The organism is Galbibacter sp. PAP.153, assembly GCF_037029175.1.
Lineage (GTDB): Bacteria > Bacteroidota > Bacteroidia > Flavobacteriales > Flavobacteriaceae > Galbibacter > Galbibacter pacificus.
Genome location: NZ_JAZEUN010000005.1, coordinates 39,790 through 55,806, shown reverse-complemented (window position 1 = coordinate 55,806; position 16,017 = coordinate 39,790). Strand labels below are relative to the sequence as shown.

The 16,017-nt window shown below is 38.7% G+C and carries 11 protein-coding genes; 6 read left to right on the top strand and 5 right to left on the bottom strand.

Features of this window, described 5'->3' with window-relative positions:
* The first annotated feature begins 81 nt into the window (after positions 1-81).
* Both UXI14_RS03850 and UXI14_RS03845 read left to right on the top strand, forming a co-directional pair.
* Positions 82-774: a glycerophosphodiester phosphodiesterase family protein gene (locus UXI14_RS03850; RefSeq protein WP_335964933.1), complete on the top strand. Its 693-nt coding sequence runs from the start codon at positions 82-84 to the stop codon at positions 772-774.
* Between the two features lie 38 nt (positions 775-812).
* The gene (locus tag UXI14_RS03845; protein WP_335964932.1) at positions 813-2,075 is read left to right on the top strand and encodes an NAD(P)/FAD-dependent oxidoreductase; all 1,263 of its coding nucleotides are present in this window, start codon (positions 813-815) and stop codon (positions 2,073-2,075) included.
* 50 nt (positions 2,076-2,125) lie between these two features.
* Here UXI14_RS03845 and UXI14_RS03840 read toward each other — a convergent pair whose 3' ends face one another.
* A complete protein-coding gene (locus UXI14_RS03840; RefSeq protein WP_335965055.1) occupies positions 2,126-2,599 on the bottom strand; it encodes a TspO/MBR family protein in 474 nt (157 codons plus the stop codon).
* A gap of 148 nt (positions 2,600-2,747) precedes the next feature.
* Here UXI14_RS03840 and UXI14_RS03835 point away from each other — a divergent pair, with 148 nt between their 5' ends.
* From UXI14_RS03835 to UXI14_RS03825, 3 genes are read left to right on the top strand one after another with little or no spacing between them, the layout of a single operon-like run.
* The gene (locus tag UXI14_RS03835; RefSeq protein WP_335964931.1) at positions 2,748-3,830 is read left to right on the top strand and encodes a diphosphomevalonate decarboxylase; all 1,083 of its coding nucleotides are present in this window, start codon (positions 2,748-2,750) and stop codon (positions 3,828-3,830) included.
* A 31-nt stretch (positions 3,831-3,861) separates the two neighbouring features.
* The gene (locus UXI14_RS03830) at positions 3,862-4,800 is read left to right on the top strand and encodes a mevalonate kinase (protein WP_335964930.1); all 939 of its coding nucleotides are present in this window, start codon (positions 3,862-3,864) and stop codon (positions 4,798-4,800) included.
* Between the two features lie 13 nt (positions 4,801-4,813).
* Positions 4,814-5,722: a geranylgeranylglycerol-phosphate geranylgeranyltransferase gene (locus UXI14_RS03825; RefSeq protein ID WP_335965054.1), complete on the top strand. Its 909-nt coding sequence runs from the start codon at positions 4,814-4,816 to the stop codon at positions 5,720-5,722.
* A 43-nt stretch (positions 5,723-5,765) separates the two neighbouring features.
* Here UXI14_RS03825 and UXI14_RS03820 read toward each other — a convergent pair whose 3' ends face one another.
* From UXI14_RS03820 to UXI14_RS03810, 3 genes are read right to left on the bottom strand one after another with little or no spacing between them, the layout of a single operon-like run.
* Positions 5,766-7,718 carry an OmpA family protein gene (locus tag UXI14_RS03820; protein ID WP_335964929.1) on the bottom strand — a complete coding sequence of 651 codons (1,953 nt, stop codon included), beginning with the start codon at positions 7,716-7,718 and terminating at the stop codon, positions 5,766-5,768.
* A gap of 12 nt (positions 7,719-7,730) precedes the next feature.
* Complete coding sequence (locus UXI14_RS03815) at positions 7,731-8,657, bottom strand: type IX secretion system membrane protein PorP/SprF (RefSeq protein WP_335964928.1); 927 nt, start codon at positions 8,655-8,657, stop codon at positions 7,731-7,733.
* A 53-nt stretch (positions 8,658-8,710) separates the two neighbouring features.
* Entirely contained in the window at positions 8,711-13,342 is a 4,632-nt protein-coding gene (locus tag UXI14_RS03810; protein WP_335964927.1) for an Ig-like domain-containing protein, read from the bottom strand.
* Between the two features lie 432 nt (positions 13,343-13,774).
* On the opposite strand from UXI14_RS03810, the gene UXI14_RS03805 reads away from it, so the two are divergent.
* Positions 13,775-14,644 carry a pseudouridine synthase gene (locus UXI14_RS03805; protein WP_335964926.1) on the top strand — a complete coding sequence of 290 codons (870 nt, stop codon included), beginning with the start codon at positions 13,775-13,777 and terminating at the stop codon, positions 14,642-14,644.
* On the opposite strand, the gene UXI14_RS03800 is transcribed toward UXI14_RS03805, so the two are convergent.
* Entirely contained in the window at positions 14,630-15,991 is a 1,362-nt protein-coding gene (locus UXI14_RS03800; RefSeq protein ID WP_335964925.1) for a mannosyltransferase, read from the bottom strand. The two genes, UXI14_RS03805 and UXI14_RS03800, sit on opposite strands and share 15 nt — an antisense overlap.
* Positions 15,992-16,017: the final 26 nt, after the last annotated feature.

The following is a 16,017-nucleotide window of genomic DNA, read 5'->3' as shown; positions in this document are numbered from 1 at the left end:
AAAAGTCAAAACCAAATACAAATGATAAAAAAAATAAGCGTATTCTCCGTATTTTTAGTGCTTCTACAAAGTTGTGCGGAAATGAAAAAAGAACCCATTGCAATTGGTCATCGTGGCGCCAGGGGGCATGTAATAGAAAACAGCCTGCCATCCATTAAAAAAGGAATGGATTTGGGTGCAGACGCCATAGAAATCGATGTTTTTAAAATAGCAGACGGCTCGATTGTGGTTTTTCACGACGATACGATCGATAGGCTTACCAAAGCAAGCGGACCTATTGAAAAATACACAAAACCGGAACTGGACACGCTTTCATTGGAAGGTAATGTTAAAATTCCAACGCTAGCAGAAGTCCTGGACTTGATGGATAAAAAAGCCATGCTTAATATCGAGTTGAAAGGAGCCGGAACTGCCGGGCCCGTATACAAAATTGTTCAGCAATACATCCAAGAAAACGGGTGGACTTTAAACGATTTTATCATTTCCAGTTTTAAATGGGACGAATTGGAGAAAATGCGCGGTTTGGACGCTCAAATTCCAATAGGCATATTAACCAGTAAGGACATACAAGAGGCCATTGCCGAAGGAGAAAAGTTAAAAGCTGTAGCCATTCACCCCAATTACAAAAGCCTAAATGCAGAAAATGTAAAGAAAATGCATGCCAAAAACTTTAAAATATACCCATGGACGGTAAATGATTCTGTTGATATTCAACAAATGAAAAATTTTAATGTTGATGGAATTATAACCGATTATCCAGAGCGGGTGCGGTAACTCAATCGTCATTTTAAATTAAAACCTACCTTTGCCACATGGTTTTTGATGCAATTATAGTTGGCGGGGGTGCTGCCGGATTTTTTACGGCCATACAAATAGCTACGCTTCGTCCTGAACTAAAAGTGCTTATCCTTGAGCGAGGAAAAGAGGTGCTTACCAAAGTGAAAATTTCAGGAGGCGGGCGGTGCAATGTAACGCATGCCGAATTTGTGCCAAACGAATTGGTAAAAGCATATCCAAGAGGAGAGAAAGAATTAAAAGGGCCTTTCCATGCTTTTTGCAGTGGAGATATGGTTGCCTTTTTTGAAGAAAGAGGCGTTCCGTTGAAAATCGAAGAAGACGGACGGATGTTTCCCGAAAGCGACAGCTCGCAATCTATAATTGATTGTTTTTTAAATGAAACCGAACATTTAGGGGTGAAAATAAACACCAATTGCAGCGTAAAAAGCATAACAAAAACCGAACAAAAAGGGGCATCGTGGCAATTGGAAACCCAACAAGGAGATTTTTACTGTAATTACTTAGCCATTGCCACCGGCAGCAACCCGAAAATGTGGAATCAATTAAAAATGCTCGGCCATACCATTGTTTCGCCGGTACCATCGCTTTTTACGTTTAACATTAAAGACAAACGGATAAACGGGCTCATGGGCGTTGCTTCACATGCGGAAGTGAAGTTGTTTGATAAAAATCATACGTCCATTAAATTGGAAGATGGAAAAAAAGCAATGGCAAGTGGGCCTTTGCTTATTACGCATTGGGGAATGAGCGGCCCGGCGATATTAAAGCTGTCGGCATGGGGCGCACGGGAACTTCATCAATTAAACTATCAATTTGTTGTACAGGTAAATTGGCTTCCGCAGTATGATGAAGAAGAAATTTTATTGGTTATCGAGCAAGCCAAAACTTCCGAAGCAAAAAAAATAGTGTTCAATACGCGTCCGTTCGATTTGCCAAAACGGCTTTGGTTTAGGCTTTTAGAGGCCTCAGGAATACATCAGCAACAAAAATGGGCAGAAGTAGGTAAACAAGCCATTCGAAAATTAATACAGGAACTTACGGCGGCAAAATTTTTGGTAAACGGGAAAAGCACTTTTAAGGAAGAATTTGTAACGGCCGGCGGGGTTGATTTAAAGGAAATAAACTTTAGGACTTACGAAAGTAAAGTTTACAAAAACCTTTTCCTGGCCGGTGAAGTTTTAAATATCGATGCGGTAACGGGCGGTTATAATTTTCAAAACGCATGGACCGGAGGTTATATGGTAGCGCAGGCAATTGCTGAAAATACATCTATTTAACCGATTTTAATAATCCAACAAATCTAACCAAGTCTAACAATCTAAAAAATCTAATTTAACTGCCAGATACTAAAATTAAGCACTGTTGCAAAACAAACCCAAAGCAAATAAGGAACAAGTAGGTAAGCGGCCGTTTTGTTTACTACTTTAAACCATTTAATGGTAAGGGCAATAAGCACCAGTAAGGTTAAAATAACCAATAATGCCCAAAATGGTTTATGGAAACCAAAAAAAACAATGCTCCACATTGCATTGAAAATAAGCTGAAACCCAAAGTGGTACAAAGCCGTTTTTACCCATTTATGGTAAAACCCGCGTGCCCAAACTATTCCGGCGGCTATGCCCATTAAAATATAAAGGAGGGTCCATGCCGGGGCAAAAACCCAATTGGGAGGGTTAAAAGGCGGTTTGTTGAGGGTTACATACCAATCTCCAACCGAGCTTTGTGTAACAAACCCCGATAAAAAACCTACCGTTAAACATATAGCAACAGCAATGAGTATCCGGGAAATTTTTTTTGACATCATATGGCTAGCTTTATAACCTAAAAATAGTAATTTATTTAACATGTCAATACAAAGGCCATAAAAGGAGCCTAAGTTGCAAACACTTCATCCTAAAATACATCCATACTTGTAAGTTTGGTTTATATTTGCGTAAATTTTTTGATTAATGACCGTAGAAGCATTTATTTCCAGCCCATATCAACAAAAACCGGCAAAAGGTAGCCACACATGGAAATCGCCAAGCAATATCGCCTTGGTTAAATATTGGGGAAAAACAGCGCCTCAAATCCCGGCCAACCCTTCCATAAGCTTTACTTTAAACAATTGCCACACCATAACCACATTAACGTATACCAAGCAAACAACTGTAAATGCCGATTTTAGTTTTGATATTTTTTTGGATGGTGAATTAAAACCTGATTTTGCCCCGAAAATCGAAATTTTTTTGAAGCGCATAGAAATATACATACCCTTTTTAAAAGAATATCATTTTAAAATAGAAACGTCCAACTCTTTTCCGCACAGTAGTGGGATTGCTTCTTCAGCAAGTGGAATGGGCGCTTTGGCGTTGTGCTTAATGAGCATGGAAAGAGAATTTGTTGCCAATATGGACGACGGGTTTTTCTTGAAAAAGGCATCTTTTTTGGCCCGTTTGGGTTCGGGTAGCGCATGCAGAAGTATAGAAGGGCCAATAGTGACCTGGGGTACCCATAAAGAAATTAAAAACAGCTCTGATTTTTATGGAATTCCCTATACAGAAGAAGTAAATGATGTTTTTAAAAATTATCAGGATACAATTTTATTGGTAGATGTCGGGGAAAAGTGGGTAAGCAGTACGGTTGGTCACAACTTAATGAATAATCATCCCTTTGCTGAAGAACGATTTGTACAGGCAAATAGTAATTTATCAAAATTAAGCCCCATTTTTAAAAGTGGCAATTTAGAAGAATTTATTGAAGTGGTAGAAAGTGAAGCATTGACACTTCATGCAATGATGATGACCTCCATGCCTTATTTTATTTTGATGAAGCCAAACACATTAAAAATTATAGAAAAGGTATGGGAATACAGAAAAGAAACGGGAAGCCATTTGTGCTTTACGCTCGACGCAGGCGCCAATGTACATTTGTTGTATCCTGAAGCTGAAAAAGAAACAGTTTTGCAGTTTATTAAAAATGAACTCGTTGCATATTGTAAAAAGGGGAAGTATATTTGCGACCAAATTGGTTTTGGAGCTAGAAAATTGTAAATTAGATAACAAAACGCGACTAAGTATAAATATGAAAGGACCACTGTTTTATTCAAAGATTCTACTTTTTGGTGAATATGGAATCATAAAAGACTCCAAGGGATTATCCATTCCTTACAATTTTTATAACGGGGCACTTAAAGTAAGCAAGGAATTGGACGATGATGCAAAAAAGTCCAATAAAAGCTTGCAACGGTTTTCTGTTTATTTAGAAGAATTGCAAAGCAAAAATCCCGACTTGGCCACCTTTGATATTGAAAAACTCAATGAGGACATTGCCAGCGGAATGTATTTCGATAGCAGTATACCGCAAGGATATGGAGTTGGAAGCAGTGGTGCCTTGGTAGCAGCAATATACGATAAGTATGCTTTTGATAAAATTACGGTTCTTGAAAACCTAACAAGAGATAAACTCTTAAAGCTAAAAGCCATTTTTGGAGAAATGGAATCTTTTTTCCATGGAAAATCTTCGGGTTTAGATCCTTTAAACAGCTATTTAAGCATTCCCATCCTTATTAATTCCAAAGACAATATAGAACCTACCGGAATACCTTCGCAGGCTACCAACGGAAAAGGAGCTGTTTTTTTGCTCGATAGCGGAATGACCGGCGAAACGGCACCGATGATACAGATCTTCATGGAAAGCATGAAACAGGAAGGCTTTAGAAACATGCTGAAAAACCAATTTATAAAACATACCGATGCCTGTGTTGAAGACTTCTTGAAAGGAGATGTAAAGTCATTATTCGGAAACTTAAAGCAATTGTCTAATACGGTATTCAATAATTTTAAACCTATGATTCCTGCACAGTTTCATAAACTATGGAAACAAGGTATAGACACCAACGATTACTATTTAAAATTATGTGGATCCGGTGGTGGCGGTTATATACTAGGGTTTACCCAAGATATTGAGAAGGCAAAAAAAGCACTGCAAGGATACAAGTTGGAAGTGGTTTACAACTTTTAAATACATCCATATGATAATTAACCGAAAGCAAAAGCTTTTACTTCTTAAGTTGTTAAGCCTTTTTTCGGTGGTACGGGGTTACAATATCTGGGTTATTGTATTGGCTCAATACTTGGCTTCTATCTATATTCTGGCACCCGAAATTCCCGTGCGCCATATTCTTTTCGACCCTTATTTGTTTGCCATTGTTTCGGCTTCGGCCATAGCCATTGCTTCGGGGTACATTATCAATAGTTTTTACGATGCAGAAAAGGACCTTATTAACCGTCCTACAAAAACCATGTTGGACAAATTGGTAAGTCAGCGTTTTAAATTAACTACTTATTTTGTGCTTAACTTTTTATCGGTCATATTTGCCAGCTATGTATCTTTTCGGGCAGTAGTATTTTTTTCACTTTATATTTTTGGTATATGGTTTTATTCTCACAAACTTAAAAAAGTGCCTTTTGTGGGCAACTTTGTATCGGCTACCTTGGCCATTACGCCTTTTTTTGCGGTTTTTTTGTATTATAAAAATGTGCAGCCGGTTATTTTTGTACATGCCCTCTTTTTGTTTTTAATAATTTTAATACGGGAAATGGTAAAAGACCTGGAGAACATGAAAGGAGATATGGCACAAAACTATAAAACCATTCCTGTGGTTTATGGGGAGCGTACATCTAAAATAGTCATCTCGCTGTTAAGTTTTTTAACCTTGATACCATCTTATTTATTGGTAACAAGCTTTGAGGTAGGTTATATGTACCTCTTTTTTTATGCCTGTATGTTGCTAATGTTGGTTTTTATAGTTTTTTTATGGAAGTCTTCTTCCAAGGTACATTATTTATTGCTTCATAATATATTGAAATTCATTATTGTATCGGGGGTTTTTAGTATTTTGTTGATTGATGTAGATTTGGTACTGAATAGGATTTATAATTAGAATAAGCCTTTAACGATGAAGTTAAAGGCTTATTCTGGAGAATTTAAAAGCCTGTTAATTGCTCTTTCTGATCCTCTATAATGATAAAGTTCGATCTGCGGTTAATTGCATGCTCGGCTTCTGTGCAACTTACCCCGTTGGAACATTTATTAAGCAGCTTGCTTTCCCCAAAACCTCTGGCCCCTTCAATCCTGTTTGCATCAATGCCATTGGCAATTAAGTACCGCTTGGTGTTTTCGGCCCTTGCGTTTGATAATTTATGGTTATAATCATCAGACCCTCTACTGTCCGTATGCGATTCGATCATGATATTTATGCTTGGAAACTCGTTCATTACATACAATACTTTTTCCAATGCCAATTCTGCTTTTGGCGTTATGTCGGCCTTGTCGTATTCAAAAAAAATAGGGTCTACGTCAATTTTGGTCATATTTCCTTCTTTAACGGTCAAACTTTCCAACGATGTAAGGTATACGTCATTGTCTTCTAGTTTTTTTCCCGGTTCGTCGGTAGTCTTTGCATACAATGTTTCTGAAGTATACCTAGCTTTGGAAAAAATAAGCTCGTGCTCTTTTTTAAAAGGGAGTTTAACTTCATAATAACCATCTTCATCACTCTCTATTTGAGTATAAAGCGTATCGCTTAAAATATCGTTTACAACTACACTTGCATTTGCAATGGGTTCTTGGGTTGTTTTGTCGTATACATAACCCGAAAAGGTTTGGTATTGCATGGGTTCTTTCTTTTTAAAGAAGTAGATATCGTCATCACCTTTCCCCAAACTTCTGTTGGATGCAAAATAACCGGTTCTGTCTTCGGGGTTGTAAATAAGGCTAAAATCGTCCATGTTGCTATTTAATGCAGGCCCCATGTTTAAAGGAATGGCATAAGCTGTTTTAGACTCTATTTTACTGGCAAAAACATCCAGTCCCCCGAGTCCGTAATGGGCATCAGACGAAAAGTATAAAACACTGTCGGTAGCAAAAGGGAACATTTCCCTTCCGGCCGTATTTATCGTCGCACCCAAATTTACAGGTTTGTTTGTTTTCCCGTCATCAAATATTTCTGCAACATAAATATCAGAAGCACCATATCCTCCGGGCATATCCGAGGCAAAATAGAGGTATTTTCCATCGGCGGAAATGGCCGGGTGCCCGCAGGAATAATCTGTGCTGTTAAAAGATAGCGATTCTACATTGGTAATTTGGTCGCCTTTTACGTACCCCCGCAAAATTTCAAAATTGGAAACCCCACCCTTATTGACTTTAAGTTTGTTCTTTTTTGTATAATTTTGAGTAAAGTAAACAAACCTTCCATCTTTGCTAAAGCACAATGTAGCATCATGGAAACCAGAAGTGGCATTCGACCCAAATTTTTCCGGATTGTTAAGTTCTCCATTTGCTTTGTTCCTTTCGGCAATATAAATATCCAAATAGGGTTGCTTGTTCCACATATAGATTTTTTCTTTTGAAATGGAGGTATCCCTTGCCGACGAGAAAATTAAATAGTCTCCATAATAAACAGGGGCAAAGTCCGATTTTGAAGTATTAATGTCAAGATTGTCAATTTTATACAAAGAGTCACTCTCCTTAATATTGTCAAGGTGCCTTTTTTGTGTGGTAACCATTTCTATTCTATTGTAATCATCAGCATAAAAATCGTTGATCAATTTGTTTGCTTTTTCATAATCCCTGCTTGCTTTGGCACTTTGTGCATATTTTATAAAAGTGCTTTCCTTCATTTTTTTATGGTTGAGATGATATAATTCGTCATACCATTTGTATGCATTTTGGTAGTCGCATACATTAAAATAGCAATTGGCTAATTTTTCAATTGTAGCATCTTCCATGCTGTTGGTATTGGCAATGGATTTCTTGTATAGCTCGGCCGCTTCTTCAAAATGATAATCGGCATACAACTGGTCTGCTTTCCATGTATTTTTCTGCCCAAACAGGTTTACATGTACTAAAATTATAAGTATTAGAAATTTTTTCATAATAGTAAAGTTTTAGAAAAATCTAGGAGATTTTGCTCTTTTGTTAAGGTTAGGTAAAGTATATCGTAGCATGATTTCATGAGACCCATCGTTGTATTTGGTGAGCTCTGTTGTAGAATAGTCAAAGGCATAACCGGCAAAGAAACTTCGCGATATTTGAAAACCGAGCAGTACGCTTAGCGCATCGTTAAACCTATAAGATGTGCCCACGGTAAATTTTTCCTGTATCAACGCATTCAAGGAAAGATCCACGGTAACGGGAGCTCCTTCGGTGTATTTCAATAGGGTGGAAGGCTTTAGTTTAAAGGCCGGGGTAATATCAAACACATAACCTCCAATTAAATAAAATTCGGTAGTTTTATCTATTACCAGTTCGTCGTCGTCGTTGTAACTTTTGGTCTTTATAAAATTGGGTGCAGAAACCCCAACATACCAATTATTGCTGTACAAGTAAGTGCCGGCACCAATAATGGGCGTTACATTGTTTACGTTATTGTTTAAAATAGGATCGGGCTGATCTGCATATTCGCCTTCAGACCAATCTACATTTAAAATATCTATTCCCGCATTGATACCAAACGACAAGTGCATGTTGTACGTTATTGGAATGCTGTACGAAAAAACACCGTTAATGTCCAAATCGTTTGATGGGCCAATATTGTCGTTTATAACAGTAAGTCCCAAGCCAATGCGCTCCCCAGACCTTCCGGCCACGGTTAGCGATTGTGTGGTTGGGGCCCCATCGATGCCCACCCATTGAGACCTGTGTATAAGTCCAGCTTCTATCCTGTAATCAGAAACATAACCAGAATTGAGGGTCAATGTATTGTACATATATTGTGTAAATTGTGGCTGTTGCTGCGCGGTGGCCAGATAGCATGTAAACAATGTTATTGCAATGAGAACAACATTTTTTATATATGAGTTTGAAATTTTCATGAAACTATATTTTTATTGAAGTTTTTTTTAGATGAATGAGTTATGGTCCTGGTTTATTTGGCAATGTATAGCCAACCCGATTTGTCTTCTCCCAGCTCATCAATTTTAAGTGAATAGAAATAGGCTCCCGCCGGAAGCTCTTTGCCCCTGTTTACTGCTCCATTTACATTGGCAATCCCAGTCCAGTCGTTTTGGTATCCTATGGTTTCGTAGACTTTGTTTCCATACCTGTTGAAAACCCTTAATTCACTGTTTGGGTAACGTTCAATGCATTCTATCCTAAAATAGTCGTTGTACCCATCGTTATTTGGTGTGAATTCATTAAAAACGGTTAAACAACTTAGCTCCAAGGTAACTTCTGATGAATTGTTATTTGCATCTCCATCTTCTGGAGTCGATGTTTCTATTGAAGCAATATTGGCATGTATGCCAGTTGGGTTTACTTGAGCCCTAAGCGATAGCGTGGCAGTTTCGTTTGCATTGAGCGCATCTATTGTCCAACGGCCATTGGCAGGTTGGTAATAACCTATTGAAGCAGTATGTTGCTGATAGGTAAAACCACTGGCAAGCACTTCGTTTACAATGGTATTGCTAAATTGTGTTTCTCCGTTATTAACAACGCTAATTGTAAACGTTACAATCTCACCTACTAACGGATTTAAATTATCGACCGTTTTTATAATACTGATGTCGGATGCCGGAATATCCTCGATGGTTAACTCATCAGTAGTAGTATCGGTAGCAGTGCCTCCAGTACTATTGGTAACCGTTGCAATTACGTCATAGGTGCCTTCGGGTATTTCATTCCCTTCGGGAACCGTTAATTCCCAAGTATCATCTCCATTATCGGTTAAGTTTCCATCACCTTCGGTATAGGTTTCCCCGTTTAATTCAACCGTTAATTCATCAGAAGAATCTGCGGTTCCCGTAATAATTGGTGTTGGATCGTTGGTGGTAACAGGGTTAACTACAGGGGTAGTGGGGTCTGGATCGGTTCCGACTTCAATAATGCTAAGTTCGTCGGTAGTATTGTCGGTAACAGATTCGCCGGTAATATTTGTAAGTACGGCCACGACATCGTAGACACCAGGGCTCAACGAATCCATTTCTGGAATGGTCAGGGTCCAGGTATTGTCGTGGTTATCCTGCAAGTACCTTCCGCCTTCTGCATAATTAACCCCGTTTACAATAATCATTAAATTATCGGCAGTGTTGGCTGTTCCGGTAATTGTAGGAGTTTTGTCTTCGGTTACCAGCGGATTTACAGTTGGTATGCCCGGTGTCGAGGTATCAATGGTAAGTTCGTTAAGTGTCGTGTCGTTGTTTGTATTTCCAAAATCATCTGTTACCGTTGCAACAACATCATAAAACCCATCGGGCAACGGATGATTGTCTGGAATAGTTAAACTCCATGTGTCATCACCATTATCGGTTAGATTCCCATCGCCTTCCGTGTATACAATTTCGTTTACTTCAACAGTTAAATTATCAACAGAATTTGCTGTTCCTGTAACCGTTGGTGTATTATCAGATGTTGCCAAAGTATCAACGGTAGGAGTATCAGGAAGACTGGAGTCTATGGTAAGCTCGTCAGTGGTATTATCGTTAGAAGTATTCCCAGCTTGATCGGTAGCAGTGGCCATAACATCGTAAACCCCATCGGGAAGCTCGTTTGCATCGGGTATTTGAAGAACCCATGTATCATCACCATTATCGGTTAGGTTCCCATCTCCTTCCGTATATGTAATACCATTTACTGTTACGGTTAATTCATCTTCCGAAGAAGCGGTTCCAGTAATCTCCGGAGTTGTGTCGTTTGTTACAAGTTGATCTACCGTAGGGAGTTGAGGCACCGTGGTGTCTATTGTCAACTCGTTTACCGTGGCATCGTTGGCGCTTAATGCCCCTTGCGTTGCAACTGCGTTAATATCATAAATCCCGTCGGTAAGCTCGTTTGCATCGGGTATTTGAAGGGTCCATGTATCATCGCCATTATCGGTTAGGTTCCCATCGCCTTCTGTATAAGTTATTCCGTCTAATTCAACGGTAAGGTCGTCTGTAGAATTCGCCGTTCCGGTAATTTCGGGTGTATTATCATTAGTGGTGAGGAAATCTACCGTTGGATTGTCTGGTGCTAAAGAATTAATGGTCAGTTCATCGGTCGTGGTGTCATTGGCTGTATTTCCCGCATTGTCTGTAGCAGTGGCCATAACATCATAAACCCCATCGGGGATCACGTTTGTATCTGGAACCACCAATGTCCATGTGTCATCCCCATTATCGGTTAGGTTCCCATCGCCTTCTGTATAGGTTACCCCGTTTACGGCAACCGTTAATTCATCTTCTGAAGAAGCGGTTCCGGAAATAGTTGGAGTATTACTATTGGTGGTTAATGGATTAACCGTTGGGATCTCGGGATTTGTTAAATCAATCGCAAGTTCATCTGTGGTTGTATCGTTGGCCGTGTTTCCAGCATCATCAGTTGCTGTAACTGCCACATCGTACACACCTTCGGGGAGCTCATTTCCTGTTGGAATGGTCAAACTCCACGTATCATCACCGTTGTCGGTTAAATTTCCATCGCCTTCGGTATAACTTACCCCATTTACAGAAATAAAAAGGTTGTCGGCAGAGGTTGCCGTTCCTGTAATTGTTGGTGTTGTATCGTTAGTGGTTTGTGGGTCAACCGTGGGAACAACAGGAGCCGATGTATCTATTGAGTAACTTTCGGTAGCACTTGCATTACTAGTACAAGCACCATTACTAGTTTCCACAATGGCATTAACTGTTAAACCGGGATCTGCTATTAGGTCACTACCTTCTACCTCGATGCTATAGGTTAAGTCGTTGGCAATTGTGCCCGCATATGGAATTTGGTTAATCACCAATGTTACCATGTCTCCAGCTTGAGCATCGCCCCCAACACTTCCCGTAATAATTACGGTCCCTTGAGACTCATTTATGTTGATGATGTCATCGGCTGTAATGTTTGGATCTATGGTGATGCTAGGCGTTAATGAATTTGCAATAACATCAACCGTAGCCATGGCCAAATCTCCGGCAGCATTGTCGCAACCTGTAATTGTATCGGTAATACTTACATAATAATCTATGGGCGTATCTGTGGGCATTAAATTATTTACCGTTAAAACACCTTCTTGATCTACATTATAGGTAACACCGTCATTAGTTAGCCCATCTGTAATGGGCGAAGTTTTATCGGCATCAAAAAACCAAGAGAAAGTACCGGTTATGCTGCTTGACGGAACGAGGATGACATTGCTTGATTCGCAAACAGGGTCTTCATTTCCAGTAACCGTAATGTCTGATGCCGTTGGCCTTGCCGATGTTTCAACTTCAGCAGCAACTCTGGCAGATTCTTGTGTACAGCCTGGTCTGGCCACTGCAACGTAAAAAGTAGTATTTTCTGTAATTTCGGGAGTAGTAAAACTTTCCCCTGATGCAGTTATGGCCAAAGGGGTGCCACCTGTGGAAGCCGAATACCACCTTAATTCTTGATCGCTAGGATTTGAAGTAGCAACAAGGCTGGCGGTATTTCCAGAGCAGACTATATTTTGACTTGCATCTATATCTATTACCGGTAATGCGGGTGTTCTGGTTATTCCGTATAAATCCAGGTTTTGTGCAATCTCTACATTTAATAACGAAGTATATCTAACAGTAATCCTATCAACAGGTTGCCCAAATGAAAATGGAATGGTAGTGGGCAATCCATTATTGGCATTTATTTGTATAAGCGTTAATAAATCTACGTTGAGCAAAGAAGAAAAAGGTATGGTTTGCACGACCTCTCCATTATTGCTGGCAATAATAGTAATATTGTTTAAGGCACCTACTGCCAACAAAGCCGGCATAATGCCCATTTTAAGGTTAAAGTTATCGGTTGCGTTGGAACTTCCTTCAAAATAAGCAGATTGTTGAATTGAAGCGGCAACACTTAAAAGTCCCAAGTTTAACTCTGAATAAGAATTTGGGTCGTCGTCGATAAAATGGTGCGGGTTTTCCACACCTGCGCCGCCAAGGTTTATTAAGTCCAATGTAATCCCTTCTCCGTTGAATGAAGTAAAAGTTGGGATTCCACATTCGTTTGAGCTGGTAACATAATATGCCCCGTATACGCCAAGCCTTTTTGTGTTTCCAAGTCCAATTAAAGAACCCAGCCTACTGGTCAGCCGTATGCGGTCGTAATTTTCATTAGGGGTAACGGCAACATAATAATCTTCGTTTTTATCTACCACAATACGCAACCTGTTCTGGGAAAAATCGTCATCTATTTGAGAACGTCCCGTAATAATGGGGTTGTCTTCTCCATTTAATACAGATACGGTAAATTCCTGATTTCCTATGAGCACAGTCCCCAAAACCTCCGAAAGGACATCGCCAAGATCCCCGCCTAAAAGGGCCGGCAGTAAATTGGCTTCGGTGTCAATTTTAATATAGGTTGTGGTATTGGCAGGAACTGCAGAAGGATATTGAAGTTCTATATGCCCCGAATAGGCACCAATCCCAATAGCTATTCCGGAACTGGCCCTTACATTGGCTTTGGTAGACAGATCGCCATCGTTTGCATTGTTGGGATCGTCGGTCTGGTTAACACTACTTATGGTAGTGGTAAATACTTTGTTTTGTGCATAAGCGCCCACATTTAGTAATAGTGTCGCCATAAACATGCATTTTAAAATAATAGAAATAGTAGAGTTTCTCATAAGTATTCGTTTTATAAGGTTTAGAATAGGCCTGAGGGGAATACTTTATGGTTTTGGGGGACAAGGGTAGTTTTGGAGAAAAATAAAATTGTAAATAGTCCTTAGAAGTGAAAGAATACTTCTTAGTTTTTAGATATAAGCGAATGATCTCTACTATATTCATCAACTTAAATCTACAGTATATACGAAGTTTAATTTTGAATGGTTTTGTTAAAATAGCGTTAAAATATCGATTAAAATGTGTATTTTACCGACAAAGTGTTTTATTTCGTTAGGAAATGTTATAAAAAAACAGGTATGAGTTATATTCTTATCAATCTGTTAAATTAATTAGAAGCTGATTTTAAGCAAATTGAATACTATTACCATATCTTTGCAAAAAAAGAGATAATGAGCAGACAAGATAGGTCTAAAAAAGGAAAAAGCCACGGCAGGCAAGGTGGAGGAAGCAAGAAGTTTTCGGGCAGACAAGGCGGACATGTAAAAAAACAAAGCCAGGCTAGGGGAAACGCACCTGTTAAAAACACCCATTCAAATAAAAAAAGCCAATTGGCACCAAACGAGGTTAGGCTTAATAAATATATTGCCAATAGCGGGATTTGCTCCAGGCGGGATGCCGATATATATATTGCTTCGGGAAATGTAACCGTAAACGGTGAAGTAATAATTGAAATGGGCTATAAGGTAAAGCTTACCGACGAGGTGAAGTTTGATGGCCGTGCCATTAAACCCGAAAAAAAGGAGTATGTACTTTTGAACAAGCCAAAAGGATTTATTGCATCAAATGACCGGAACTTGAAAAAGAACGCTTCGGAATTGATAGTCCATGCTTCAAAAAGTAGACTTAGTCCGGTTGTAAAATTTGACAGGACCACCACGGGATTACTTTTATATACCAATGATGATGAATTGGCCCAGAAACTTTCAAGCATAAATAATGTCCGTAAAATATACCATGTTGTATTGGACAAAAATTTTAAAAATGACGATTTAATTCAAGTAAGGCAAGGATTGGTTGTTGATGGTGCAACGGTAAAGGTTGAAGATATTTCCCCGATTGAAGGAGGTAACAAAAATGAAGTAGGAATAAAAATATACAGTGGTATAAACAATATAGTAAAGAAGATTTTTGCAAACTTAGGTTACGAAATAGTAAAAATGGATTGTGTTTCTTATGCCGGGCTTACCAAAAAAGATATTTCCAGAGGAAATTGGAGGCACCTTACAAAGCAGGAAATAATTAACTTACAAATGCTTTAAAATGGGTTTTCCCAAATATACTTCTTTAAGGAAACAGCCGTATAAAATACAGTATTCCACAGCAATTAACCATAAATTTTCTTGATAATTGGCATTTGCATATGCCTGATAACTTAAAATTACCACCAAGCTCCATACTATCGGGAATTTGTATGTGGTAAAAATGCACAATAACACGGGGGTTGCAATATACCAAGGATGCACGGTTGTACTCATGCTATAATAAAAAGAAATTGCCATCAACAGGGAAACCATAAATGTTTTTAATTGATGGTTTTTTCTTATAAACGCCAAGCCAAGTATAAAAAGGAAAACTATAAATGCCATTCTTGTGCCTGCGGTTTCAATAATGTTATAGCCCTTCATATAAAAACCAATTTCGCGCACCAAATAATAAAAACTGGCATTAAACTCAAATTTATTAAACCACAGCCCAATGGTTTCAACGTAACGGGACATTAATTCCGAAGAAACAAAAGGGATAAAAGTAGCCAAAAAGGTTATAAAAACCACAGCATAGAACAACAGGAGCCTTGAAATATTTTTAGCATTAAAGTTGTTTTCTGATTTGAACCAACGGATAAAAAAAGGTAAAAACACCAGCGGAAGTAATTTAACCGAAATGGATACGCCCATAAAAAGTGCCCCGGCAACCCATTTTTTCTGAATAATGAAATATAGTGCAACGACGAAAAAGAAAAGCATAATACCTTCAAAATGAAGATTTCCGGTAAGTTCTATAATGATGAACGGATTTAAAAAGTACCAAAATATTTGATGCTTGGGAAAGTTTAGGTGCGTTAATATTTTCTTGCCGAAATACAAAATACCAATATCTGCAAGGATAATGCATATTCTAATAAAAATAATGCTTCCCAAGATATTTGTCTTACCAAAAAAATTACCAAGAAAGAAAAACAACTGGTTCACGGGCGGGTAATTGCTATAATGCCCGGCACTTAAGTTCCCCATGCCCTGAAGCAATTCCCGGTAATCGCCCGCGTTAAAATTGCCATCCTGCATGAGCTGCAATGGGGTATGGATAAATGGGTTAATCCCATCTGCAATAAGTTTTCCGTCCCAAAGAAACCTGTAAAAATCTTGCGAAAGATTGGGAACGGCAACAATAAAAACAATTCGGGAGAGCATGCCAAAAACCAGTAAGAAATTAAAATTTCCTTTTTCAAACTGTATTGTTTTGTAATAAAAATAGAAAAGGGCAACATATATCCCCATAAGTTTCACCGTGTCGGTACGTTCCAGATCGTATGCAAAACTTGTGTAAAAGAGCAAGGACGATAAGACAAATAATAGGGGATATTTATGTGTTTTCCAATATGGAATCATGCCTAAAATGTATGGTTAGTTGTTTG